The sequence below is a fragment of the Allohahella sp. A8 genome, assembly GCF_047946665.1.
GTDB lineage: Bacteria > Pseudomonadota > Gammaproteobacteria > Pseudomonadales > Oleiphilaceae > Allohahella.
The window spans coordinates 2253533-2277642 of the sequence record NZ_CP172312.1 but is presented as its reverse complement, the minus strand read 5'-3'; the positions used below and the strand labels follow the sequence as shown (position 1 = coordinate 2277642).

General features: G+C 56.1%; 19 protein-coding genes and 2 tRNA genes. 6 read left to right on the top strand and 15 right to left on the bottom strand.

The genetic code is table 11. The features are described 5' to 3' along the window. Position 1: 1 nt before the first annotated feature. Positions 2-736 (bottom strand): outer membrane beta-barrel protein, encoded by a 735-nt coding sequence (locus tag ACH3PB_RS10175; RefSeq protein WP_416399361.1) that lies wholly within the window; start codon positions 734-736, stop codon positions 2-4. 136 nt (positions 737-872) lie between these two features. On the opposite strand from ACH3PB_RS10175, the gene ACH3PB_RS10170 reads away from it, so the two are divergent. Next, positions 873-1562, top strand: coding sequence for a hypothetical protein (locus ACH3PB_RS10170; protein WP_416399360.1), 690 nt, complete (start codon positions 873-875; stop codon positions 1560-1562). A 9-nt stretch (positions 1563-1571) separates the two neighbouring features. Here ACH3PB_RS10170 and ACH3PB_RS10165 read toward each other — a convergent pair whose 3' ends face one another. Beyond that, positions 1572-2096 (bottom strand): hypothetical protein, encoded by a 525-nt coding sequence (locus tag ACH3PB_RS10165; protein WP_416399359.1) that lies wholly within the window; start codon positions 2094-2096, stop codon positions 1572-1574. A gap of 149 nt (positions 2097-2245) precedes the next feature. Here ACH3PB_RS10165 and ACH3PB_RS10160 point away from each other — a divergent pair, with 149 nt between their 5' ends. Together ACH3PB_RS10160 and ACH3PB_RS10155 are read left to right on the top strand one after the other, a co-directional pair. Further along, positions 2246-6742, top strand: coding sequence for a hypothetical protein (locus ACH3PB_RS10160; protein ID WP_416399358.1), 4497 nt, complete (start codon positions 2246-2248; stop codon positions 6740-6742). Between the two features lies 1 nt (position 6743). Continuing rightward, on the top strand, positions 6744-8120 hold the full coding sequence (locus ACH3PB_RS10155; protein ID WP_416399357.1) for a M18 family aminopeptidase: 1377 nt from the start codon (positions 6744-6746) through the stop codon (positions 8118-8120). A gap of 7 nt (positions 8121-8127) precedes the next feature. Here the strand turns inward: ACH3PB_RS10155 and rarD are convergent, their stop codons facing one another. Continuing rightward, complete coding sequence (rarD, locus tag ACH3PB_RS10150) at positions 8128-9054, bottom strand: EamA family transporter RarD (RefSeq protein ID WP_416399356.1); 927 nt, start codon at positions 9052-9054, stop codon at positions 8128-8130. 86 nt (positions 9055-9140) lie between these two features. Next, the gene (locus ACH3PB_RS10145; RefSeq protein ID WP_416399355.1) at positions 9141-9629 is read right to left on the bottom strand and encodes a transcription elongation factor GreAB; all 489 of its coding nucleotides are present in this window, start codon (positions 9627-9629) and stop codon (positions 9141-9143) included. A gap of 103 nt (positions 9630-9732) precedes the next feature. Here ACH3PB_RS10145 and ACH3PB_RS10140 point away from each other — a divergent pair, with 103 nt between their 5' ends. Next, positions 9733-10698 (top strand): substrate-binding domain-containing protein, encoded by a 966-nt coding sequence (locus tag ACH3PB_RS10140; protein WP_416399354.1) that lies wholly within the window; start codon positions 9733-9735, stop codon positions 10696-10698. A gap of 53 nt (positions 10699-10751) precedes the next feature. On the opposite strand, the gene ACH3PB_RS10135 is transcribed toward ACH3PB_RS10140, so the two are convergent. The 6 genes from ACH3PB_RS10135 to ACH3PB_RS10110 all read right to left on the bottom strand — a co-directional run bounded on the left by ACH3PB_RS10135 (position 10752) and on the right by ACH3PB_RS10110 (position 17245). Beyond that, positions 10752-11870 (bottom strand): ABC transporter ATP-binding protein, encoded by a 1119-nt coding sequence (locus tag ACH3PB_RS10135; protein WP_416399353.1) that lies wholly within the window; start codon positions 11868-11870, stop codon positions 10752-10754. 20 nt (positions 11871-11890) lie between these two features. Beyond that, complete coding sequence (locus ACH3PB_RS10130) at positions 11891-12751, bottom strand: carbohydrate ABC transporter permease (RefSeq protein ID WP_416399352.1); 861 nt, start codon at positions 12749-12751, stop codon at positions 11891-11893. Continuing rightward, the gene (locus tag ACH3PB_RS10125; protein ID WP_416399351.1) at positions 12744-13670 is read right to left on the bottom strand and encodes a carbohydrate ABC transporter permease; all 927 of its coding nucleotides are present in this window, start codon (positions 13668-13670) and stop codon (positions 12744-12746) included. Before ACH3PB_RS10125 ends, ACH3PB_RS10130 begins: the two co-directional genes overlap by 8 nt. 13 nt (positions 13671-13683) lie before the next feature. Continuing rightward, the gene (locus ACH3PB_RS10120; protein WP_416399350.1) at positions 13684-14943 is read right to left on the bottom strand and encodes an ABC transporter substrate-binding protein; all 1260 of its coding nucleotides are present in this window, start codon (positions 14941-14943) and stop codon (positions 13684-13686) included. Between the two features lie 105 nt (positions 14944-15048). Beyond that, a complete protein-coding gene (locus ACH3PB_RS10115) occupies positions 15049-16545 on the bottom strand; it encodes an ATP-binding protein (RefSeq protein ID WP_416399349.1) in 1497 nt (498 codons plus the stop codon). Continuing rightward, positions 16514-17245 carry a response regulator gene (locus tag ACH3PB_RS10110; protein ID WP_416399348.1) on the bottom strand — a complete coding sequence of 244 codons (732 nt, stop codon included), beginning with the start codon at positions 17243-17245 and terminating at the stop codon, positions 16514-16516. The genes ACH3PB_RS10115 and ACH3PB_RS10110 overlap by 32 nt, the downstream gene beginning before the upstream one ends. A 203-nt stretch (positions 17246-17448) precedes the next feature. Between ACH3PB_RS10110 and ACH3PB_RS10105 the strand changes: the two genes are divergently transcribed. Further along, a complete protein-coding gene (locus tag ACH3PB_RS10105) occupies positions 17449-18774 on the top strand; it encodes a carbohydrate porin (protein ID WP_416399347.1) in 1326 nt (441 codons plus the stop codon). A 162-nt stretch (positions 18775-18936) separates the two neighbouring features. After that, positions 18937-19809, top strand: coding sequence for a helix-turn-helix domain-containing protein (locus ACH3PB_RS10100; RefSeq protein WP_416399346.1), 873 nt, complete (start codon positions 18937-18939; stop codon positions 19807-19809). A gap of 3 nt (positions 19810-19812) precedes the next feature. Here ACH3PB_RS10100 and ACH3PB_RS10095 read toward each other — a convergent pair whose 3' ends face one another. The 5 genes from ACH3PB_RS10095 to ACH3PB_RS10075 form a co-directional block, all read right to left on the bottom strand. Beyond that, positions 19813-20361 (bottom strand): hypothetical protein, encoded by a 549-nt coding sequence (locus ACH3PB_RS10095; RefSeq protein ID WP_416399345.1) that lies wholly within the window; start codon positions 20359-20361, stop codon positions 19813-19815. Further along, complete coding sequence (locus tag ACH3PB_RS10090; protein WP_416399344.1) at positions 20358-22778, bottom strand: choice-of-anchor L domain-containing protein; 2421 nt, start codon at positions 22776-22778, stop codon at positions 20358-20360. Before ACH3PB_RS10090 ends, ACH3PB_RS10095 begins: the two co-directional genes overlap by 4 nt. 370 nt (positions 22779-23148) lie before the next feature. After that, positions 23149-23225: transfer RNA gene (locus tag ACH3PB_RS10085), tRNA-Pro, on the bottom strand. A 10-nt stretch (positions 23226-23235) separates the two neighbouring features. Beyond that, positions 23236-23311 (bottom strand) — tRNA-Asn (locus ACH3PB_RS10080). A gap of 77 nt (positions 23312-23388) precedes the next feature. Next, positions 23389-24090 (bottom strand): arylesterase, encoded by a 702-nt coding sequence (locus ACH3PB_RS10075; protein ID WP_416399343.1) that lies wholly within the window; start codon positions 24088-24090, stop codon positions 23389-23391. Positions 24091-24110: the final 20 nt, after the last annotated feature.

Genomic DNA, 24110 nt, shown 5'->3' with positions numbered 1-24110 from the left:
GCTAGAACTCGAACTTGAGCCCGACGTTCAGGAATTCGGTACGGATATTGGTTATCGTGTCCTTGTGCAGTTGGCCGAATTCCAGTGAGGCCCAGATATCGTAGTAGATATGCACGTCTGCACCGAGGACGTAGGAGAAGCTGAATGAGCTGTCCACCAGGTCTTCCGGTATGTCCGGGAAACCTCTGAGGGCCGAGCGTTCGGTTGACGGTACCAGACGAGTAACGCCTACCAGACCGTAGATCTGGAAATAGTCCGTGAGGTTGGCCTGTGGACCGACCAGTCCGGATACGTAATAGTCGATGTCAAATTCGAGTGAGTTTGCGGGATCTTCTGCGGCAACTGCTGTTTCCAGGCCTGTGCCGGCTCGAGCCTCGAGCCTGAAGTTCTCGCTGATATAGGTGCCGGCTACGACCGAGGCGCCATCAAACTTCAGATCATCCCGCGCTGGCGTTACGCCACGGACTTCGAATTGTGTGCCAAATATGCCGATATACGAGCGCTCGTGTTTGGGCACGATCTCAGGCGCTCGTTTCTTCTTGGTCTTCTTCGCTGGCGCATTTGCGATCGCCGACGACAGCGCTGCGCCGCTGTCTGCATCATCCGCAAGGACGTGCGCAGGGCTGGAAAGCAGTACTGTAGCAAGCAGGACAGGCGCGAATGGCTTATAATGAAGACACCTGCTCCAGAGCATTGCTACGCGGAGGTCAGATTGAATGCTTGCGCTGAAGATCATTTGTTGTCCTTGCCGGAACTGCTAACTAGGGCGTGGATTTTGCCCTGCTCATTCTCTACAGTCACGGAAAATAGTCACAAAACAAATCTTTATACCAGTCGAACTTCTATAAAACAGACAGAGCTACAGATTTACCATGTCCAAATCAACTGAATACGGTGAACCCGCCGTCCCCCTGCTCGCACTTCTGGGCAAGGCTTTCTACCAGGCACAGGCACTGGAGCATACACTTGCCGGCCTGTACGGGACGAGCCCTCACAGCATTGCCAGTCGCTGGAAGAGCCGGCTGCGAAAGATGATGTACACCAGCAGCCAGGCGCAACTCGGTAAGGTCACAGAAGACATCATCTATGATCTCGAGATTCCTGAGCAGCACTGGAATATCCTGCAGAAAGCGCTGTTTCTGCGCCATTGGATCAAGAACGCGTTCTTCTATGAGGCCGGCCATCGTATGCAGGCGATGGATGACGATGAAATAGAACACCTCAGTTATCGTCTGCAGATGGCTTGCGACGAAATGGCAGATGCGGTCAGGGCCATCAGCGAAATGCTGCTCGATCGCGAATATTACAGTCGCGACGACGATATTTCAGAACGTGTGGCTATGGCCGTCGAGAAATACTGGGTCGGCAGCAAGGATGAAGCCGTAGCGGAACCAAGCTGGGAAAACGAATCCGTTCAACCGAGGCGCCGGCAATCTGATCGAGTGGCCGATTCCAAGAAGAAGGAGCCAGGGGAGCCGGACGCCAGGCCACATGCCCGCCTGGCCTCTGAAACCCGAAACATGAGTGTGGGTCGCCCGCGATTCTACGGCAAGCGTAGCTGATCACCCAGCTCAGTCATCGTTTCGCCGGACATACTCCTCTATGAGCTGATGGAGCGCAAACACGCTCTTTTCGGCCTCATCTGTCCCCTGGGCCTGCTCCTGAACGAATTCCGTACGACGCTCGTAGAGCTCGTGAAAGTCGTAGTCGATATTATTATCGCTCAGAAAGTTGGTCAGACTGTGGATCTCAAATGATGGCTCTGCGCTATACGGCTCGTAGAGGCGCTCGAGGAGTGCTTCGTCGATATCCAGGCCGTCGACCACGACACGCTTGTCAGCCAGCTCTTCGTTCAGCTGTCTTATGATGTCGAGGGCAGTCGTGCCCCGTTCGCGGAGGTCATTCAAATTGAATTCGGAAGTGGTGGGCTGATCTTCGGCTTCTTCAAGCCACTCGTCTTCAGGAATGATCAGTTCGTGATTGATGTGCCCGCCCATAATGCCCCAAGCGATGGCTACCGGGAAACTGTCACTTTCACCGGAGTAGGCCTCGATATCGAGCAGCCAGATGTCAGAAGTATCAATGCTATGCGCCATTGTTATTACGTATTCTCCCAGTCTCACGGTGTCTTAAGTTGCATTTAGCCGGTCCTGACGCTACTTTCGCGAGCACCCGCTTTACTATTTATAAGACATTTTCCATGAAAGCTGAAGTTTGCGTTGCGCACAGGTTCGCATGGCCGCGATTGAATACGCCCATTGACCGGAGTTTTTTTCAGGCCAGCAGCAGTCTGCTGCGCTGTCTCCTGGTATTGTTGCTGCTCTCGATGCCTGCGCTCGCACAGGCGACAGTCTCCGTGTCACAGCTGAGTCCACAGCAGAAATCCATAGTTGCAGCCTGGCCTGCGAGCCTGCAGGAATGGGTGCCATGGATCCTTCAGCGCAATGAGCAGCTGGCGTGTACCCGCAACAGCGTCAACTGGGAAGACAAGGCAGATCATAAAGACATCGAAAACGATGTCTGCTTTTACGTCAGCCCGCTCACGGTAGATCTTGGTGCCAACAGGGCATCGTTCGATTTTCGCCTGTCAGCCCGTAAGGCGGTGTTCGCACCTCTGCCGGGCGATAAGGCGAACTGGCCACAGGATGTTCTGGTGGATGGGCAGCGTGCGCCAGTTGTGGCCTCCCAGCACGGTGAGCCAGGTATCTACGTAGACGCGGGAGAACATGAGATCCGCGGTGAACTGCGCTGGAAGAGTGTGCCACAGAAACTCGCTGTCCCAGTGGCCTTTGGCCCGGTGCAGTTACAGCGTTCCGGTGTGCTGAGTAATGAGGTCTATATCGACGACAGCAATGACATCTGGCTGGTCACCGATCGGGATCGGAGTGCTGCGAAGCCGGCATCACTGCGGCTGCAGGTCTACCGCAAACTCGTCGATGATCAACCGAAACTATTGCACACCCAGCTGGTTCTGGACGTCGCGGGCGACAGTCGTGAAGCCGCCTTGCCAGGTTTTCAGCTTCCCGGCTTCAAACTTATCGATCTCGCCAGTCCGCTACCGGCAAAAATAGAGTCGGACGGCGCGCTGAAAGTGCAGCTTCAGCCTGGTTCCTTCACTATCAATGCGGTGTTTCGCCAGACCAGTGAGGTCAACGCCTATTCCATCACCGAGCCTGCCGAGGGCAGTTGGCCCTCTCAGGAAATCTGGGTCGTTGAAAACCGGCCTAGCCTGCGACGGATTGAAATCAATGGTGAGGCTATAGATCCGGACAGAACACTTTTGCCCGCTGACTGGAAAACCCTGCCAGCGTTTCGTGTTGCCCCAGGATCACCACTTCTGCTGAAGGAGCTGGATCGTGGCGTAGGCAAGGTCGAAAGTAATGAGCTTCGCCAGGTCAGTACCGTCTGGCTGCAGTTCGATGCCCGTGAGTGGCTCTGGCGCGACCGATTGACCGGGCGCATGAACGATGGCTGGCGCATTGAGATGGCACCGCCATTCTTTCTTGGCCATGTCAGACTCGATGGTGTGCCGCAGAGCATTACGCAGCTTGAGGATTCGGGTCTCCATGGCGTAGAAATTCGTTCCACCGATGTCAATCTGGATGCAGTTTCGCGATTGCCCGCACTGCATAACGGGCTCACATACACCATGCCAGCGAGCGGCTGGAAGCATCCGCTGACGGAGCTCAGTCTCGAGATCATGCTGCCGCCCGGCTGGTGGGCACTCGCTGCGCTAGGCGCGGATTTCAGTTCGGGTAGCTGGATCGATGAATGGTCTGTCTGGGATCTTTTCCTCATCCTTTTTGCCGGCGTGTGCGTCTTCAGAATCTACGGCGCTGGCTGGGGAATGGTGGCGCTGCCGGCCGTGGCTATCGCCTATCAGGCTGCCGGCGTCCTCCTCTTGCTGCTGATTGCGACACTGTTGCTCGGTCGGCCCCTGGCTCGGGCCAATGCGGTCGGTACACTTCGTTTCAGATTGGAGACTATACGCAGAATAGGGCACATGACGGCGCTGACGGCGTTTTCGGTCTTTCTGGTCATCTATGCCGCGGAACAGCTCAGATTGGTCATGCATCCTCAACTAGAGCGTCCTCTGTTGCCTCGATCGGATATTGAATCGCGCACGGCTGCCGATGCGCTGAGCCTCGATTTTGGCGCACCGATGGCATCATCAGTGTTTGAGCGAAACAAAAGCGCGCCGTCGCTTTACAAGTCGCAGGCGGATCCGGATGTAGAATGGCTCTACGACGTGGGTGATCAACCGCTTCAAACCGGACCGGCGATACCGGAATGGCGATGGCACCGCGTAGAGCTGAAGTGGCAGAGCGCAGCCAGCCAGTCAGAGTCATTGCGGCTCATCGTATTATCACGATGGCAGACCGCGACCGCCATGTGTATACATCTCCTGCTATTGGCCTTCCTGTTGATACGCCTGTGGCTGCCCAAGGAATATGGCGACGAGACGGACGATTTCCCCGATTCAGGCATATTCGGTTCGCTGGGACGTCGATTCCGGCGACGCAAGATGAATTCGGCGCCTGCTGATGCCGGCAATAGTGCCTGGCAGCCAGGTATTACTACACGTCTGGGGGTGGCTCTGGTGTTGGGGTGCTCTTTGCCTCTGCTATGGTCACCGTCGTCAGAAGCACAACAGTTAGTCGGAGCGACTGTCGAATCCGCTTCAAGTGCAGCTGCTATGGCAGCACCGTCAGAAACCTTGCTTCAACAGATGGAAGCTCGACTATTGATGCCCCCGGCCTGTCTGCCGAACTGTGTCAGTGTAGATCGGGCCTCTCTTGAGGTTGACGCGCATAAAGCCGTGCTTACCCTCGTCGTCAGTAGCCAGACTCGACAGATGGTGCCATTGCCAGCACGGCGTGGGTGGTGGGTGCCATCCACTGTTTCAGTTGATGGTGAGCCCGTCGAACGCTGGCACACCGATCGCAACGGCGTCTGGCAGACAGAGCTCGAAGCGGGTGTATTTACGCTCAGGCTGGAAGCCGGCATCGAGGATCTCGATCAGTTCAAGATTTACTTCCCTCTGTTGCCACGGTTTGTCGACGTGCAGAGTACCGACTGGATCGCTTCGGGTCTGTCAGGTACTCAGCTGCTTGCAAGGGAGCTTACCTTCGAACGTGACTCCAGCAGCACGAGACGACCTGATGCCCGCAAGTTGCTGTTTCAGGAGCCGGCACCAGCGTTCGCCAAGGTCAAGAGAACGCTCAACCTTGGCGTCGACTGGCGTGTGAAAACCACCGTAGAGCGAGTTGCGCCCTTGAACGGCAGTCTGACTATAGATCTGCCATTATTGCCGGGCGAAACTCTGATGGGTCGCTTCGAGACACCAAAGCCAGGCTGGATCCGGGTCACCATTCAGGACGGGGAGGACTCAACCAGCTGGACATCCACCTTGGCCCCACGGTCCGCCCTTCAACTGGAGGCGCCACAGAATGACAGCTGGACAGAGCAGTGGAATCTCGCGGTCGGCCCCTTGTGGCGGGTCACCTACACTGGCATTGCGCCCTACAGCGTGACTTCCAGCGGCGTGTGGCAGCCAAGTTGGCTGCCGCGGCCCGGCGAAAGTGTATCGCTGGCCATCACCAGACCCGACGTCATCGCAGGTAAGCAGCTCACCATCGATCAGGCAAAACTGCGCAAGACTTTCAGCCAGTCATCAGCTGAGAGTCATCTCACCATCGAGGCCAGGGCGTCGAGGAGCCAGCGCTTTTCTTTCCGTCTGCCTGAAAAAGCCGACATCACCTCGGTAACGCTTAACGGTGAGCGGGTCCCGCAGGCCCAGAGTCGCGGGTCCGTCGATGTCATACTCGGCTTCGGCAGTCAGATCATCGAGGTCAATTGGACCGAGCCACAACGCAGCCACTGGCGCGGCGCCACGCCGAGCATCGAGTTTCCTGTAGCCCTGAACAACGTCGAGGTGACCACAGTGTTGCCCGGAAACGCGTGGCTTTTGCACATGAATGGGCCGAACTACGGTCCGGCATTGCTATTCTGGCCATTGCTCATCGTACTCCTCATTGCTGCCGTCGTAGCAGGACTGCTCCGTAATAATCCTCTGGGCATAGGTCAGTGGATGCTGCTGGCTGCCGGTGCAAGTCTGGGCTGGGTGGCTGGGCTGGGTATCCTGCTGCTCTGGCTTACGACGCTCTTCTATCGGGAGCGGGTCATGAGCCAGCTTAGCCGCTCGCAGCAGAAAGCCTATCAGGTGCTTCTCATCGCGCTCACGCTCGCCGCTTTCGCCTGGGTGCTGATGAGCATTTCGCGAGGGCTTATTGGGCAGCCAGTGGATTACGTCATGGGCATGGGTTCTACGGCCAATGTGCTCAATTGGTACATTGACAATACTGCATCCAGCCTGCCGAAGATCGAGCTGTTCTGGACACCGATCTGGCTGTATAGGGCGCTTGCGCTCCTGTGGTCGCTGTGGCTGGCTTTTGCGATGCTGGCGTGGCTGCGCTGGGGCTGGCGACGTATGTCTGAGCCAGTACCCGCTGTGGACGACAAGGACGGGCCCGGAACCGAGGCAGCGGCGGATTCAGAGGTGGATGAGTCCAGCCATGCAGTCGCTGGACTGAATGCATCTGCTCCGCCGACGTCTGAAGAGAAACAACCCGAGCAGCTGACTCAGGACGCGGAACAGCCTCTGAGTCAGCAGGCTGCAGAGCAGAACGCCCAGGCGCCGGATAAGCACAAAGATTCTCATGATCCGAAAACGGAACACTGATATGACTGAGGTAAAGAGCAAACTGGAGTCTTTCAACAAGGCACTCCTGAAATTCATTGATGACTCGCCGACGCCATTCCATGCCGTCGCCAACATGCAGGCGATGCTCAACAAGGCAGGATTCCGGCGCCTCGATGCGGCGGCCGATTGGGGGACGCTATCCGCAGCCGAGCTCGACCGAAGCTATGTCGTCAGGAACGACTCCTCGATTGTTATTCTCGCTCACGTTGCCGCATTGGCAGATGCCGATGCCGTGAACCGCGGCCTGCGCCTTTATGGTGCACATACCGATAGTCCTTGCCTCAAACTGAAACCGCTCCCGGCACTGAGTCGTCACGGCACAGGACAGCTCGGCGTGGAAATTTACGGAGGCGCCTTGTTGAACCCATGGTTTGACCGGGATCTGTCCATGGCGGGCAGGGTGGTGGTCACCACGAGCAGTGGTGAGCGTTGCAGTCTGCTTGTCGACTTTCAGCGACCGATTGCTACGGTTCCGAGTCTCGCCATCCATCTGGACCGCGAAGTGAATCAGAATCGCACGGTGAATCCTCAAAAGCATATGCCACCGGTGATCCTGCTCGAACAGGCAGGAAATGGCGGTTTTTCGGCTGATGGCTTTGAGCAGATACTGCTGGAAGAAGCTCGCAAAGCGGCTGACGATGATTCGTTGCAGCGCGTAGTGTCCTGGGAGCTCAGCCTGTACGACACCCAGCCCGGTGCAGTGATCGGTCTGGAGTCGCAGATGATCGCCTCGGCAAGGCTGGACAACCTGCTGTCCTGCTATGTTGGTCTGCGTGCCATGCTGGACTCGAAAACGAATGAACCCTGTGTTCTGGTATTTAATGATCACGAGGAAGTCGGTTCCCAGTCTGCAGAGGGCGCAGAAGGTAATCTGTTACCTTCCACCATTCAGCGAATCGTGGCTGCTGTGCGTAGCAAAAAGACGACTGAGGATGTCAGCGTCCGCTGCCACCGTCTCCTCGAGCGCTCGTTCATGGTGTCTGCGGACAATGCCCATGCCATTCATCCCAACTATGCTGATCGCCATGATGAAAATCACGGACCACAGTTGAATCGTGGCCCTGTCATCAAGGTGAACCATAACCAGCGCTATGCGACCAATGCTGTGACCAGCGCATTCTACGAAGAACTGGCCAGTCGGTGCGATCTGCCCTGGCAGAGTTTCGTAGTCAGGTCGGACATGGCCTGTGGTAGTACGATAGGCCCGATAACCGCTTCTGCCCTCGGCGTGAAAACTCTGGATATCGGCATGCCGCAATGGGCCATGCACTCAGTGCGCGAGCTTTGCGGCAGCGAAGATCCGCACAATTTCTACACCGTCATGAAAGCCTATTTCGGTACCAAAACGCTGCCTTAGGCAGTTTTCAAACGGGTCGTGCGTCAATCACGGCCTCGCTCGCGGCAGCGGGCTTGGGACGCCTGCGCATGCGCAGCAGGCCCTCGCCGCTATAGATCGCGAGTGCTGTCCAGATCAGTCCAAAGGCGATCATGCGGTCGCCGCCAAACGGCTCGTCATAAAGGAAAACGCCCAGCAGCAACTGAATACTGGGCGCCGTGTACTGCAGTAGCCCCAGTGTCGCCAGCGGAATTCGCTGTGCAGCGTGTGCGAACAGCAGTAGTGGAGTCGCCGTGATCACGCCTGTGCCGATCATCAACAGGTTCTGGCTAAAACTGCTATGCAGGAATGCACCACTGCCATCTGCCTCCAGCCAAAGCAGATAGGCCAGGGCAGGCAGGCTTAAAATCATGGTTTCCAGCGTCAGCCCATTCGGCGAATTCAGCACTGACTGCTTGCGAAGCAAGCCATAGAAGCCGAAGGAGAAGCCCAGAACGAGCGCGATCCAGGGCAGTTCTCCCATGGAGATTGTCAGATAGAATACCCCAGAGGCAGCAAGTGCCACACTCAGCCACTGCACCGACCGCATCCGCTCCTGAAGGAAGAGGAATCCGAGCAGCACGCTGATGAGCGGATTTATGAAATAGCCGAGGCTCGCATTGACGATAAAGCCTGAGTTGACTGCCCAGATATAGGTAATCCAGTTTGCGCTCAGCAACAGCGCCGCTACTGTACTCAGCACGATGAGGCGTCTGGATCTTAGCGTCGGCTTGAGCCAGCGCCACTGCTTCAGAACCGTAAGGAGTCCCGCGAGGAAAAGCAGCGACCACACCATACGGTGGGCCAGGATCTCCCACGAGCCTAACGAACCAAGTAGCTTGAGATAGAGTGGCAGAAAGCCCCAGATGAAGAAGGCTAAAAAAGCACTACCAATACCGATTGCAGCAGGCGACATGAGATGATCCGGGTTTTGCCGGCGAAGGCGAGCAGATCATGGTAGCACCTGCTCCAAGCGCGCAGTAGGCACAGCCGTAGGTCGAATCAGGCGACGTCTGTAATGCTTGCCGGTATCAAAGCGCCTTTCTGCATCAACTGAATATCGTCGCCGACGCGCTTGCCAAGCAGCTGCTGACCCAATGGGGCCTGTGGGGTGATGACGCGGACAGCACAGTCTTCGAAGCTGAGGACCAATCCGGCGGCGCCAGGCCCTAGGAAGTACTGCAGGCTCTCGTCGTTATCAAGCGTGACCAAGGCCGTAAGCCTGATCTCGTCGTCTACGTTGAAAGCCCGTGGCATCATGTCGCGATAGGCCTGCAATGACTGCTCGATTTCCCGCACCCGCCGTGAGAGACCCGAAGCGAGATAGCCGCTCTCGAGTCCAAAGGTGTCATATTTATTTTCAGCCGCGCTCTCTTCATGTGTGGCAGCGTCGTGGGCGCCAAGCGCTTGCGCCACTGCTGTCTCCAGATCCGTTTTCAGGTTTGAAATAATGGCGTCGATCAGCAGTAGTTTCAGATCATGCGCGTGCATGCGGCTCGGTCCGGACTGGGGCAATCTATCAGGCCTCGCTTTGTCTTTCGTCCACGATTAGTATCGAGACACACGCGGACATTCGAACTGGAATTGCAGCCATATGATAAGGTCCACTAAGGTTCTAACGTTTGTTTTGCTGGCGGTAGTGCAGACACTTGAAGTGAGTCATGCTGAAGGCCTGACCTATGGTATCGCAGGTAAAAGTGCCAGCGACAGAAATTTCGTCGATACCTGGCAAGGCTGCAACCAGGCCGCACAGCGCTGGGGTGACCGCTGCGTTTTTATCGGGAGTGAGGGCCCCGCGCAGCCCAGGCAACAGGCCAGCGCTATCATTTCTGCTTTGGCTGAACAAAAGTTCGACGCACTGGCTGTGTCGGTCGTTCACTCGAAATTGATCGCAGGTATTCTTGAGCGCAAAAAGATACCGGTCATCACTTTCGATTCCCCTTTCAGTCCGCCACACTCAAGCGCTGCGCTCGGCTATGTTGGCATGGACAACGTAGCCTTTGGGCGTGATCTGGCAAAAGCGGTGCTGCAACTCAGGGTCGCGCCCGCAACCATCTGCATTATGTCGAGTGTTCATGATCCTAATATGATGCTGAGAACCTGGGGAGTCCGACAAGGGTTGAGCGGGGACTTGAATAGACCGCCGGGCCAGCCGTTAACCGGCGAAGGGGGATGGACAGAGTCGCCCCGATGCCCGTGGGATTCGGGTGACGACGTGAGCAGGGCGCTGATGCAGGTCGAGGCCACACTACGAAGTGTTCAGCCCGATGTACTGATTTCATTGGGACACTGGATGATCCTGGATCCTCAGCGTTACCGACAAACGATCGCCCCCTTCTTCGAGAATATTGAAAAGTACGATCCGGTAATCGTTGCTGCTGTCGGCGAAGGTCTGCCCGCTTATGATGAGCTGGTGGAAGACCGACTTCTTCACGGCTACGTCTATGTCGACTTCCGCCAGATCGGCGAAAAAGCAGCAGAGCTTATGCGGCAGGCGGTCAATGGCGAGGATATACCGCCAGTAACCGTCGTGCCCCACAAACTCAAGCTTGCTGAATGAGTCAGACAACAGCTTATTGGCTGTTGCAGATTATGGTCTGTGCCTGCCTGCCCTCAAGCCAGACGCTTCTCCGACTCGGGATCGAAGAATACTGCTCTCGATAGATCCGGCACCAGCTCTACAACGTCGCCAGGCTTCACCGAATGGTCCGGCGAAACTCGGCAGGTCACCTTCACATCGTTCAGCCGCACGTGCAACATCGTGTCGGGGCCTGTGGGTTCGACAATTTCGACTGTGGCCTTCAGGGTGGGGTTGGCTGCGTCGTCCGCTTCGTCGGCGCGACGAGCTGGCAGCCGTTCCGGGCGTATGCCAAGCAGAACTTCGCTGTGCCCCATCTGTTTCAGCTCTCGCCCAGTCTTGCCCAGATCCAGTTGGTGCACATGTCCCGCATGATCTGAAATCGTCGCCAGGAACTCGCCATTGCGCTTTTCAATTTTCAATGGAATGAAGTTCATACAGGGCGAGCCCATGAAGCCGGCTACGAACACGTTGGCAGGTTGATCGTAGATGGACTGGGGCGTACCGAACTGCTGCACGATGCCATCTTTCATAACGGCGATGCGATCGGCCAGAGTCATGGCTTCGATCTGGTCATGCGTCACATAGACGATAGTCGTGCCAAGATCCTGGTGCAGTTTCTTGATCTCAGCGCGCATCTCGACTCGAAGTTTGGCATCCAGATTACTCAAGGGCTCGTCGAACAGATAGATTTTCGGCTTTCGCGCCAGCGCCCGACCCATGGCCACGCGCTGACGTTGGCCTCCAGACAGCTGACTCGGCTTGCGGTCGAGCAGGGGCTCGATCTGCAATAACCTGGCGACTCTCAGCACCTCGGCGTCTCTTTCGGGCTTGGGCACCTTGCGCATCTCCAGACCAAACGCGATGTTCTCACGCACGGTCATGGAGGGGTAGAGCGCATAGCTCTGAAACACCATGGCGATATCGCGATCCTTCGGCGACAGATTGCCGACATCTCGCCCGCCGATATGAATACTGCCCGAGCTGATGGCTTCGAGGCCAGCAATCGAGTTCATCAGTGTGGATTTACCACAACCAGATGGTCCGACCAGAATCAGGAACTCGCCATCTTCAATCTGGATGTCGATACCTTTGAGTACTTCAGTATTGGCATTGTAACGCTTGCGAACATTTTTTATTTGTAGTGCGGACATAATGGTATGTCTCCAGAAATCTAGCCTTTGACCGATCCGGCCGTGAGGCCGCGAACGAAGTATTTACCCGCCAGCACATAGACCAGCAGCGTCGGCAGTCCGGCAATTACAGCCGCCGCCATGTGCACGTTGTATTCGCGCACCCCGATCGTCGAGTTCACCAGGTTGTTCAGGGCTACTGTGATCGGCTGGGTATCACCACTGCCGTACACCACACCGAACAGAAAGTCGTTCCAGATCTGCGTCATCTGCCAGATGACTGTGACCACGAAAATCGGCCCCGATATCGGCAACAATATGCGCCAGAAGATGCGGAAGAATCCGGCACCATCAATTTGAGCTGCCTTTACCAGCTCGCCCGGAATATTGACGTAGAAGTTGCGGAAGAACAGCGTCGTAAAGGCCATGCCGTAAATGACATGTACCAGCACCAGCCCGCCTGTCGTATTCGCCATGCCCAGCCAGCCAAGCGTCTGCGCCATTGGCAACAGCACGACCTGGAAGGGGATGAAGCAGCCGAACAGGAGCATGCCGAACAGCAGGTTGCTGCCTTTGAAACGCCACTGCGTGAGCACATAGCCATTCAATGCGCCGATGAGCGTGGAAATCAGAATGGCCGGTACCGCGATTCGCACCGAGTTCATGAAATAGGGGGCCAGTCCCTTGCAGTCTATCCCCGTGCAGGCACTCGACCAGGCCGAGCGCCAGGCTGCCAGCGTCCACTCAGTCGGCAGGGACAACAGATTGCCGGTGCGGATATCGTCCAGAGACTTGAACGAAGTCAGCATCATGACGATCAGTGGCAACAGATAAACCAGTGCCGCCGCGATCAGAATGCCGTAGAGGCCTAGCCTCTGGATATGCAGGTTGCGCTCAGTCATGGTCACGCTTCCTCAGTTCTGAATACAGGTAAGGCACCAGGATGGCCAGTACGCCCGCCAACATGAGCATGGCGCTCGCGGAGCCGAGGCCGATCTGGCTTCTGGTGAACGAGTGTGCGTACATGAAGGTCGCCGGCATGTCGGTGGCGTATCCTGGCCCCCCCGCGGTCATCGCCATGATGAGGTCGAAGCTCTTGATAGCGATATGCGCGAGTATGACGATTGCACTGAAGAAAACCGGCCGCAGGGCAGGGAGTATGATGCGGACATAGATCTTCGTGATAGGCGCGCCATCGATCTGGGCTGCCTGCACGATACTGTTGTCCACGCCCCTCAGTCCGGCCAGAAACAGTGCCATGACAAAGCCAGAGCTCTGCCACACCGCCGCGATCACCAGTGTATAGATCGCCATCTCAGGATCGACGATCCAGTCGAAGCTGAAGCTGGTGAAGCCCATATCATGCATCAGCTTCTCCAGCCCCAGTCCGGGGTCCAGCATCCAGCGCCAGGCCGTGCCCGTTACGATGAAGGAAAGCGCCATCGGATACAGGTAAATCGTTCTGAGCGCACCTTCCTGCCGGATGCGTTGATCGAGAAAGATCGCAAGGACCACTCCGATGACCAGTGATATCAGAATGAAGAGCCCACCGAAAACGGCGAGGTTAGTACAGGCGACCAGCCAGCGCTCGTTCTCGAACAGCTTTTCATACTGGACAAAGCCAACGAAGTTGTACGTTGGCAGAAAACGTGAATCCGTCAGCGACAGTACGCCGGTCCAGATCACGTAGCCATAGATGAATACGAGCATGCCCAGAAAGGTGGGGGCGACCACCAATCGAGGAATGAAGTTGGCAAGCGAACCTTGCCAGGAGGGCCGCGGGCGCTCGACGGCGACCGTAGCCGGAATGGCCAGTCTCATGATGTGGTCCTTGTCAGCCTGCGGCTTTGACAGCCTGAGCGAGCTTGTTGACCGCTTCTTCAGCCGTTATAGAAGGCGTATTGAAGAAGTTGGTCACTACGTCGAAGATCGCCCCCTGCACATAGGAAGTCGTGGCAAGGCCATGCGCCATACTGGGTACCAGCTTGCCGGACTGTGAGCTTTCCGCAAAGGTATCCATCGAATCGGTCGCGCATCGGTCGAATGGTTCGCGATCGACATCGGAACGGACCGGGATCGACCCCTTATTCACGTTAAACGCGGTCTGGAACTTTGGCTCCATGATCAGACGTGCCATGGCGTGCTGAGCCTTCGTGTTTTCCTTGTCTTCGAGTTCGAACATGACAAAGCTGTCGATGTTGAAGGTAAAGGCGCCCGCCGTATCTGGTGTGGCCGTACAGACAATGTCGACGCCCGGTGTGAGCCCGGCTGAGGTCAGTTCGCCCTTGGCCCAATCACCCATGATCTGCATGGCGGCCTTGCCATTGATCAGCATGTTGGTTGCAACGTTCCATTCGCGTCCTGCTGAGTTCTTGTCGATGTACTGGTTGAGCCGTCTGAAGACCTCGAAGGCCTTGATCATGGTATCGCTTTTCAAAGTCGCTTCATCGTGGTCGACGAAGGCCTTCCGGAAGAAATCTGCGCCACCCACGCCGAGAGCCACAGCCTCAAAGATGGTCGCATCCTGCCAGGCCTGACCACCGTGTGCCAGCGGTACGAAACCGGCTTTCTGAATCTTGTCAGCGGCCACGAAAAACTCGTCCCAGGTCTTTGGAACTTCCGCGCCGGCCTTCTTGAAGACGTCTGGGTTCGACCATAGCCAGTTGACCCGGTGCACGTTCACCGGTACGCCGACGTAGTGGTCTTCATACTTCATGACCTTGGCGACAACTGGGGGCAGCAGTTCGTCCCAGCGTGCTTCGCTGGCCACCGGGTCAAGATTGCCGAGCAGGCCGAGCTGTGCCCATTCCTGTATATCCAGCCCCTTGATCTGGGCCGCTGCCGGGGGGTTACCTGAAACGGCGCGGGACTTCAGTACGGTCATCGCGCTTTCACCGCCACCACCAGCCACTGCGAAGTCTTCCCAGGTATGGCCTTCCTTCTTCAGGAGGTCCTTAAGGACGTTTGCTGCAGCGGCTTCGCCGCCGGAGGTCCACCAGTGGAGTACTTCGACTTCACCGGCTTGCGCAGTACTGGCAAGTGCGATGGCTGAGGTAAGGGCGAGAGGAGAGAGAACTTTTTTGAGTTGCATCATGAGGAAACCTTTTATTGTTATTGATGAGGTGGAGCCAGTATAAGAGTCCTGAATCCGAAGACGAGTAAGCTAGCGCAACCAAATGTAACGGAACCTTACAAGGTATCAGGCTCGCGGCAGTAGCACAGTCACCAGCAGGCCGCCTTCGGGATGGTTAGACAGCAGCACGTTGCCGCCATGCCCCCTGATGATGCTCCGCGCTATGCTCAGACCGAGGCCAGCGCCACCAGTGTTGCGATTGCGGGAAGACTCGAGTCGAACATAGGGCTCGAACACGCGTTGTCTTGCAGCTTCAGGAATCCCTGGCCCGTAATCGCGTATTGTAATGCGGAGCTGTCGCTCGTCATCCTGCACGTTGATTTCTGCTTTCTTGCCGTAGAACAACGCGTTATCCAGTAGATTGCCCAGAGCCCGCTTGAGCGCGAGAGGCTTGCCGATGAACATTCGTCTGCATGAACCATTGACAGCGACAGGCTCTCCTTCAAGTTCGGCGGTCTCTGCAAGCCGACGCAGAAGCTGACAGATGTCGATTTTGGTGCTCTCCTCACGCAGCGTAGTGTCGTTGATCGACTGCAGCGCGCCTTGAGCAAGATCCGAAAGATCTTCGAGGTCCTGACAGAATTTTTCTCGCAGCGTCTCATCATCGAGGAGTTCTGCCCGCAAGCGCAGACGGGTGATGGGAGTACGCAGATCGTGCGAGATCGCAGAGAAGAAGCGGTTCCTGTCGTTGATATAACGCTCTATACGGTGGCGCATGGCGTTGAAGGAGCGAGCTGCCCGGGCCACTTCGTAGCTGCCGCTTTCCGCAATCGGGGGGTGGTCGTTACCCTTGCCCAGCTCGTCCGCTGCTCGAGAGATCATCGCCAGAGGCCGCAGGAAGGACCTGACCAGAAGGAATGCTGCGAGCGATATGAGAATGACTGTGAGGCCGAGGAAGAGCAGTCGCTCGGCAGACAGCGTTTCTGTGTCCAGTGTGCCGGTCGGCGTGGGAACGACTGTCGCCATATAGAGCCATCCGCTGTCCTCCGTCTGAATCTGCACCACCAGGATTGGTGTGCGGTCCGGGTCCAGGACTAGTGCATGGTGACCCCACCCTGGGGGTAGTTCCATCAGTGGAATGGCTTGATTGAATACACGCAGGTCCCGCGCTATGGAAAGCTGCGTATCTATCGACACCTGATACCCAAGCTCTCTGGTCAGTAGATCGTGCACCCTGTCGAGGATGCTTGTCTTCAGGTCGGAATCTTCGGATACCGGAACCGGCAGCTGCCGTGTGTTGAACGAGATGAAAAAGCGTGAGCCGCCCATCCGTCTCAGCTGATCCAGTACGATGTGACGATAGTTCAGGGGCAGGGAATTGAAAAAGCGTGCCGTCGTGGCCATGCTCAGCGCAAGCTGTTCAGCCGTAGCCAGAACCATCGTATTCTGGCGGCTCTGCAACTGTGTGAACCACAACGCTGATGACAGGCCCTGGGCGATGAATATCGCCAGCAGGAGCACTGCGAGAATCCGGGTAAGCAGGGAATTCGGAAGACGTAGCCAGGCCGGTCGCTTGCGCCGGACCGGAGTCTTACTCACCGTCGTCGTACTCGCATCTGACATTGGCTGCCAGCACATAGCCAACGCCACGATGCGTCAGGATCAGTTCGGGTGACTTGGCATTATCTTCAAGGCGTTGGCGCAAGCGACTGACTGAAACGTCGATACTACGGTCGTAGGGCCCACAATCACGGCTATGCAGCACTTCGGAAATATGATCACGCTCGAGAATATCGTTGCCGACCTGCAGGAACATCATGAGCAGCTTGAAGTCGGCACCCGTCAGCATCGTCTGATGACCGTCTTCGAAGATCACCGTCCTGGTACGAACTTCCAGCTGGCGACCGTCGAAGTGGTAGCGGACAGGTACTCTTGCAGCCGATTCAGGCAGGCGTGAGCGTCGCAGTATGGCCTTGATTCTTGCGAGCAGCTCTCTCGGATTGAAGGGCTTGGCGAGATAGTCATCTGCGCCCATTTCCAGGCCGACTATCCGGTCCGTTTCTTCTGCATTCGCGGTTAGCATCAGCACTGGCAGGTCGGACTCCTTGCGCAGTCTGTGGCATATGGCTAGACCATCTTCGCCGGGCAGCATGATATCCAGGATCAGCAGATCCGGTTTCCAGCGCCTTACCTGCTGACTCAGTTCCGCGCCATCTTCGAGCGACTCGACGTCGAATCCATTTTTGTTCAGATAGCGTGTCAGCAGCTCGCGAATTTCCGCGTCGTCATCCACCACTAGGATTCGTCTGGCCTGTATCGTCATGATTGCCCGGTCGTGCTGATAGTGAATACAGTCTCAGCTATTCATCACAGCGGGTCAATTTAGGGCGAGGTATTCTGCGATGTTCCGCACGTCTTCGCCGCTCAGCCTGACGATCCCGAAAGCTTCCCTGCAATTCGCGGAAGAAGTCGAGCCCAGAGATTCCTAGTCTTCGTCTCCTACAACAACAAGACGGGGCGACTTCAATGAATACCAATTTACAGATTCGAACACTTCTACTGACTGCGGGGGTCATGCCATTGCATGGTGTCGCTGCAACACCACCACCAGACCTCTCGCCGGAGACGATCGAGTATGTCCGCTCGATCGTGGCTGAAGAAATGCATGCCGAGCCACGCGACCTGACGCCAAGCCCGGAGGCGGACACAGGCTTCGAGTTCAGCGGCTACTTCCGGGCTGGCGCGAACGCCTTCCTCAGTGGCGGCAGCAAGAACGGGGGCTCGTGTTTCGGGCTCAACTATCCAAAGAATGACGGTGCCTACTATCGGCTAGGCAATGAGTGCCGCGATTACGCTGAATTTGCCTTCAGCCATGTGCAGCAGGTCAACGATATCAAGATAGCCGCAGTCTGGATGATGGACATTGCGGGCGACTCCCGTGGGCCAACAACCGTCGAGCCATGGTCGCGACGAACCCGACAGCTCTATGTGGAGGCCGAAGGTCTGCTGCCAACTGGTAATCTTTGGGTGGGTCGTCGCTATTATCGAACCCAGGGCTTCGGCGACATACATATGTTCGACGCCTTCTACATGCAGAGTTCCGGCAACGGTTTCGGCGTGACCGATATTGAGCTGGGCGATGACAATAGCCTGCATCTGGCCGCCTTCCTCAACAGCGATGTAGAGGAACCCATCAGCGATAGCAATGTCCTGCTGTTCGATGCGCGTAATGAAATCGGCCTTGGTGATACAGGCGATGTCGTGCTCGGGCTGCAATTTGCCCAGAACGACGGCGGCCCGGATGGCATCACAGCAACCTTTGAATTCCAGAAGACCATAGGCATGCTGGAGCAGAAGACAGTGCTTCAATATGGCACGGGTATCTTTGCTGAAAACCCCGGCTGCATGGGCACGGACGGCGGATGCTACAATCTCACTGCGGACAGCGGCGACGACAATATCAGGATTTTCAACACGGGCCTGTTCAATATTTCTCCGGCCTTCAAGGTGAACTACCTGGCGCTGTACGAAAACTCTGATGCCTTTCATGAATTGAAGAGCATCGGCATCCGTCCGCACTTCATGCTGTCGAAATACTGGAGTGTATTGGCGGAGGTCGGCATGAACATCTATGAGAAGGAGGGTATGGAAGAACAGGAACTGATGAAGTATACGCTGGCTCTGCAGGCAAGCACCGATGCTGGTGACTACTGGGCCCGTCCTGCCTTGCGGTTCTACGTCAGTAGTTTTGACTGGAATGATGCCGCAACGGCTCAATCGGGATTGGTGCGACCGGAAGGCAACGAGACCGACGCGCTGGTCGCCGGTGTTCAGACCGAGATCTGGTTCTAGGCAAGCCCCCAGGCTCATGTTTAGACAGCCCTGCAAGACTTCGTGAGGAATTGCAGGGCTTTGTTACATTCGCTTTCGCTACTTTACCCCGCTGCCCATCTGCCCTTCATATACTGGCCTCACTGCACGTGACCTAAAAAAACAATAGAGACGGGCTGCCTCATGACACAAGTTCTATCAAGCTATTCAAACGACTTTCCATCACCTCAGTCGCACTCGGACTTTCATGCCAGCTGCTATCGTGGTGATGCCATTTTCGAAACGCCACAGGTTCATTCCGGTGAGAGAAGTGGCTATCTCGAGTTCTGGGCCATGCTGAGTGGGCAAGTGGCGCTCAGTTATAGTGACCGGATCTACGCCCTCGCTGCAGGCGATTTGATCTGCTTTTCGGCGGTTCATGCCCACAGCCTCGATGAGATAAGCGACGATTGCCGGCTGCTTCGCATGCGTATTCCGCTGGCGGCATTGGTCCAAAGTCTGCCCCTCGGGGAGTTGACACGATTATTGAAAGACGCACGGCCATTTCGTTCCTCACTGGATGCACGCCTGTCGTTTTCCAAGGTGCTGGACTGGGTCGATGATCTTCGTCACGGCCATGCGGAGCTGACGGCGCTCGTGCTCGACGAGGCTCTGCTTTTCCTGCGCCGGTGCATGCTCGAAAGCAGCCGGACAGGGCAGGCGGGGGCGCCCTTGGCCATGGTCTCTCAGCGGGGACTGCAGCAGACAGCCAGTATGGTTGAGTTCATCGCAGCTCAATTCCGAAGTGATATCACTATCAACGATATAGCCGATGCTGCGGGACTGCATAAGAGTGCAGCCATGGCAGTGTTCAAATCTACGCTGGGTACTTCTATCCTGAGTTTTTTGACTGACATGCGCTTGCGTCATGCCAAGACTCAGTTGGCGACATCGAACAGGCAGGTGGCGGGAATCGCCTACGATAGCGGCTTTTCCTCGCTCACCCGATTCTACGAAGTGTTCGCTCGTTACACGGCCATGACGCCTTCGGACTACAGGCGGGCCGCGCAGAGCTAGTGCTCAGAAAGCGACGCGAACCCCGGCGCCGAGCAGGTTGAGTGGATCGTCCAGGAAGGCATCGTGAACATACATGTATTCGCCATACAACTGCAGGTTCTTCGTCAAGGCGAACCGCAAATTCAGAGTGCCAATTGGGGTGATGCCCTTATCGACATCACCGACGTCCACGCCTTCGTAGGCGCCCTCGGCTTCCCAGGAGAACACGCCAACTTTCAGCTCGAGCGCGAATTTCTCCCCGAATGCCCGCTGACCACCAATGGATATTTGTGGTCCCTGCATCGAGAACTGAGAATTGTTCAGTACTGGCGAATCAAATTCGAAGTCGTCCATGTAGAGGTAGCCGATCTCCCAGACGATATCTCTGGTGGTGTAGCCAACATTGAGTCCACCGGCGATCGAGTCGTCATAACTGCCACCCCCCGGTACCTGAACGTCGCCACCTCGATAGTCGGCATAGTACAAGGCTGCACTGGTATAGACTTCACCGGCGTGTGTCAGCGAGCTTGAGGCCAGCAACGCCGCCAGCGTGATGATGTGTGGCCGCTTCATTGTGCAGCTCCTTTGCTGATTGAGCGAGTAGTGCGACCCTTTATGAGTCTGGCGGAGAAGCCGAGACTCACAGCGATCAGGGCCAGCCAGTCCAGTGACCCGCCGCCGCCCGAGCGGAAGGGATTGCCATCTTCGTATAATTCGAATGCGTGGGTAGCGCCAGGGCCACCAGTTGCACCATTTGCACTGACGTACAGCACGGCTGTATCGCTGATGGTGCTATGGGTGTTGCTCGTGGCTACCAGGCGAATTTCGTCGGTCTGGGCAGGATTAGTCGGTGTGGCGATCGGAAATTCGATTTCGACACGCTTGCCGCCAGCTATCGAGTAGCTACCGGAGAGCACACTGAAGTCCGCCAGGCCCAGCGCACTGCTGCCCGTCACTGTAAAGACATCGTCGGTCGTTCCCCGATTCCGGATAATCGCCTTCTGCGTGAACGTGCCCTGGGCAGTAGAACCTGGCATCACGACGCTGACTTCGAAAAGACTCGGTATGATTCGTTCCACAGCGGTAGGCTGCTTATAGCCGGTCACTGGGGTGAACCGGGGCAGGGTAATGATACTGTCAGGCTCGCCAATCAGTCCGCCGCTGAATCGCATGCCGGTAAAGTCGACGTAGGAAGCGAGCACACCATCTGGTCGGCCCGACAGGTCGATATCAGCAGCGACTGCATCGCCCAACAATGAATCGCAGTTCCAGTCCACACCACCGTCTGTGCCAGTAGCAATTGTAAAGAGATTCGAGTTGCAAGCATGTTTGACAGCAAAGACTGCGCCTTCCGCAGACGTCAGCAAAGGCGTAGTTTCGTTCAGCGCAGCTTCAGTGAGTGCTGGCTGCGCGACCTGTGAAAAGAACATGTGGCCGTCCACGCCGTCCCTGATGGTCCCATCGAGGGTGTAGAGGGGATTCATGACGCTGATGTAGTTCGGCTTGTTAGGCAGGTTATCCCGGCCACCTTCTCTGAGGGCGAGGTTCATGCCGGTCGCTTTCAGTATGCTGCCCGCCTGTTCATTGGTGGTGCCCAGGAAGTCAGCCAGCGGGACGAAAAAATCACTCGAGTTATTATTACGTGAAATGGCGGATACGCCCTTGAATGGCGAGCCGTGACCGATAATTCCATAGTGGAATACGTTGTGTCTCGCCGGGCTGAACTGCGTGGCCTTGATGCCATCGAACTGATTCCAGTCGTAGTTCGTGCCTTGAGCCTGGCCAAGCGTGTCGACGAGATCGATAGCGCTGCCTCGCGAACTCATGCCAGCATCGGCCCAGGTCTGACCAGTCTGTGGGTTCATGATCGAGTCAGGGCCTGCGTCGATATGCACGTTGATACCGAGCGCATCATAGGCCGCAATAACCTTGGCCAGCACTTCGGGTGACGGGCGATAGTCGATCAGGTTCTGTCGTACCATCCAGTCCAGTTCGATGAACAGATCCTTGACGAGCGGATCGGCACCCATGGCTGGTAGATCGAGAAATTCACTGCTGCCATCTGGTAAAGTTACAGTAAGGCCGTTGGTTTCCCAGTCGTCGAGCAGGCCATCGTTGTCGATATCCGGGATCTCCTGGGCGCCACTGGCGCAAGATTCGGTTTGCCAGAGAAACTTGTCCATAAAGGCTGCGGAGTCGAGGATCGAATCCGACAGGTCCATGATCGAAATGATGAAGCGCACATCACTGCCACCAATGACCGGTGTGGAGGCGCGCAGCCTTATGGTGGCGTTGTCGTACGTGGTACCGGTGGCGCAGTCTTCCGGCGTGGTAACGTTTGTGCCGCAAATCGTATCGAAGGTCGAATTGATCGAGATGACATTGTTACTGGTGTCGAACGCGAAATTATTCGGTGCGTTGACCTGAATACCACTGCCAACGCTTTCGACTGTATAGGTGGATTCATCCTTTTCGATGATGAAGGTGTCATTGAAGGGCGAGCCAACAAATTCATTGTATTCTTCGGAAAAGAACGAGAAATCGAAACTGGCGCACTGGGCATTTTCCGGCGCCCTCAGAACCATATCGATTTGCGCAAGGTCGGTGCCAGCCGCCACATTCAGGCCATCAAGCTCTGTGGTCGTGCTATCGCTGTCATTCGCCAACGCAGCATCTGTCGCCGCGCCTGTCGAGATGATCAGAAAGTCTCGCCCTTCAGTGGGGTAGCCGTTCGTCAGCAGGCGACTTGGATCATTGCCTGCCTTCGGGGTTTCGACGATGCCCAATACCGAAGTATCTGCAAGGCCGATGGCTCTAGGATCAGTGCCATTGGTCGTGAACGAAATGACCTGCTCAGGTGCGATACCGAGCGCAGTCGTAATCTGCTCCCTGGAAAGGTTGGCCGTTATATCGGCAGCGAGCGCGGTCTGTGAGAAAACGCAGGCGCACGATAAGAGCTGCAAGCGTCTGGATTGAAGGGTCAGAGTCATTTCAGCAGGGCCTTTGCCAGGGTTGGAACACAAGGAGACTTATTAGATGAACATTTATTTAAAATTAGCTGGCATCGGATTGAAGTCAAATTTCGGAGGGCATTGCAGTAGCAGGCGCTGAAAGTAAATCATAGCGCTCAAGCGTGGGCAGGCAAAAAAGGCTTAAGTATCGGGGGGTAAAACTGAGTAGTGTTAGCGCTGGATTGCTTGAGGGATCATGCCGGGGCACATGCCTGAAAAACGTCTGGCAGCCTATCGAAAACGACGAAAAATTTGCATGATTTGGAAATGAGCCGATGGCTAGCGATTAGCAGCCGTGCTAACTGCAGAAGCTTGGCTTGAAACGAACAACGAAGGGATGACCAAAAAATGGTCGGGGTAGAGAGATTCGAACTCCCGACATCCTGCTCCCAAAGCAGGCGCGCTACCAGACTGCGCTATACCCCGAATTCAAAAATGGCTCCTCGAGCTGGACTCGAACCAGCGACCCAATGATTAACAGTCATTTGCTCTACCAACTGAGCTATCGAGGATCATCGTTGAGCGGCAGGATATTACTGAGTTCACTCCGTTGAGTCAACCATCTGCATGCAAGAAATCTCGATCTTTTTCAGCTGCTCGATTCCTGACCGCTCACCTCCCGAAGAAGGTCCCTCAATTCTGGCCAAACATTATCCAGAATCTGGGTCTGAGCCTTGGCAGTAGGGTGAATTCTGTCCTCCTGCATATAGCCTTCCGTAAACACTACCTTATCAAGCAGGAAGGGTACAAGGGGTACCTCAAGCGATTCGGACAGGTCGGTATACTGCGCCGCGAAAGCCTCGCTGTAGGCGGGCCCGTAATTTGGCGGAATCATCATGCCTACCAACAGAACATGAGCATCACTGTTCTGTGCCATCTCGATCAGCTTGGTCAGCTCCTGACGCATCCGCTGAACCGGATAGCCGCGCAGGCCATCATTACCACCAAGCTCCACAATCACCACGTCGGGAGCAGACCGTTCCAATAGTCGCGGCAGGCGGCGCAGTCCACCACCTATAGTCTCCCCTGAAATACTGGCATTGATGACTGACCACTGACCTGGTACACAGCCGTCCGGCGCCTCACTATCCTCGCACTGATTTTCTGCCAGTCTGTCTTTGAGCTTCTGCACCCAGCCTTGGCTCAATTCGATGCCATAGCCTGAGCTGAGTGAGTCTCCAAGCACCAGAATCTTCTTGCTACCAGCTGGACTTGCCTGGGCAGCCGTTGCCAGGCTCACCGAGAAAAGAAGCGTAATGAAACAAAACTGCCACTGCCTTACTACCTTCATGAACTGCACTATATCAATCC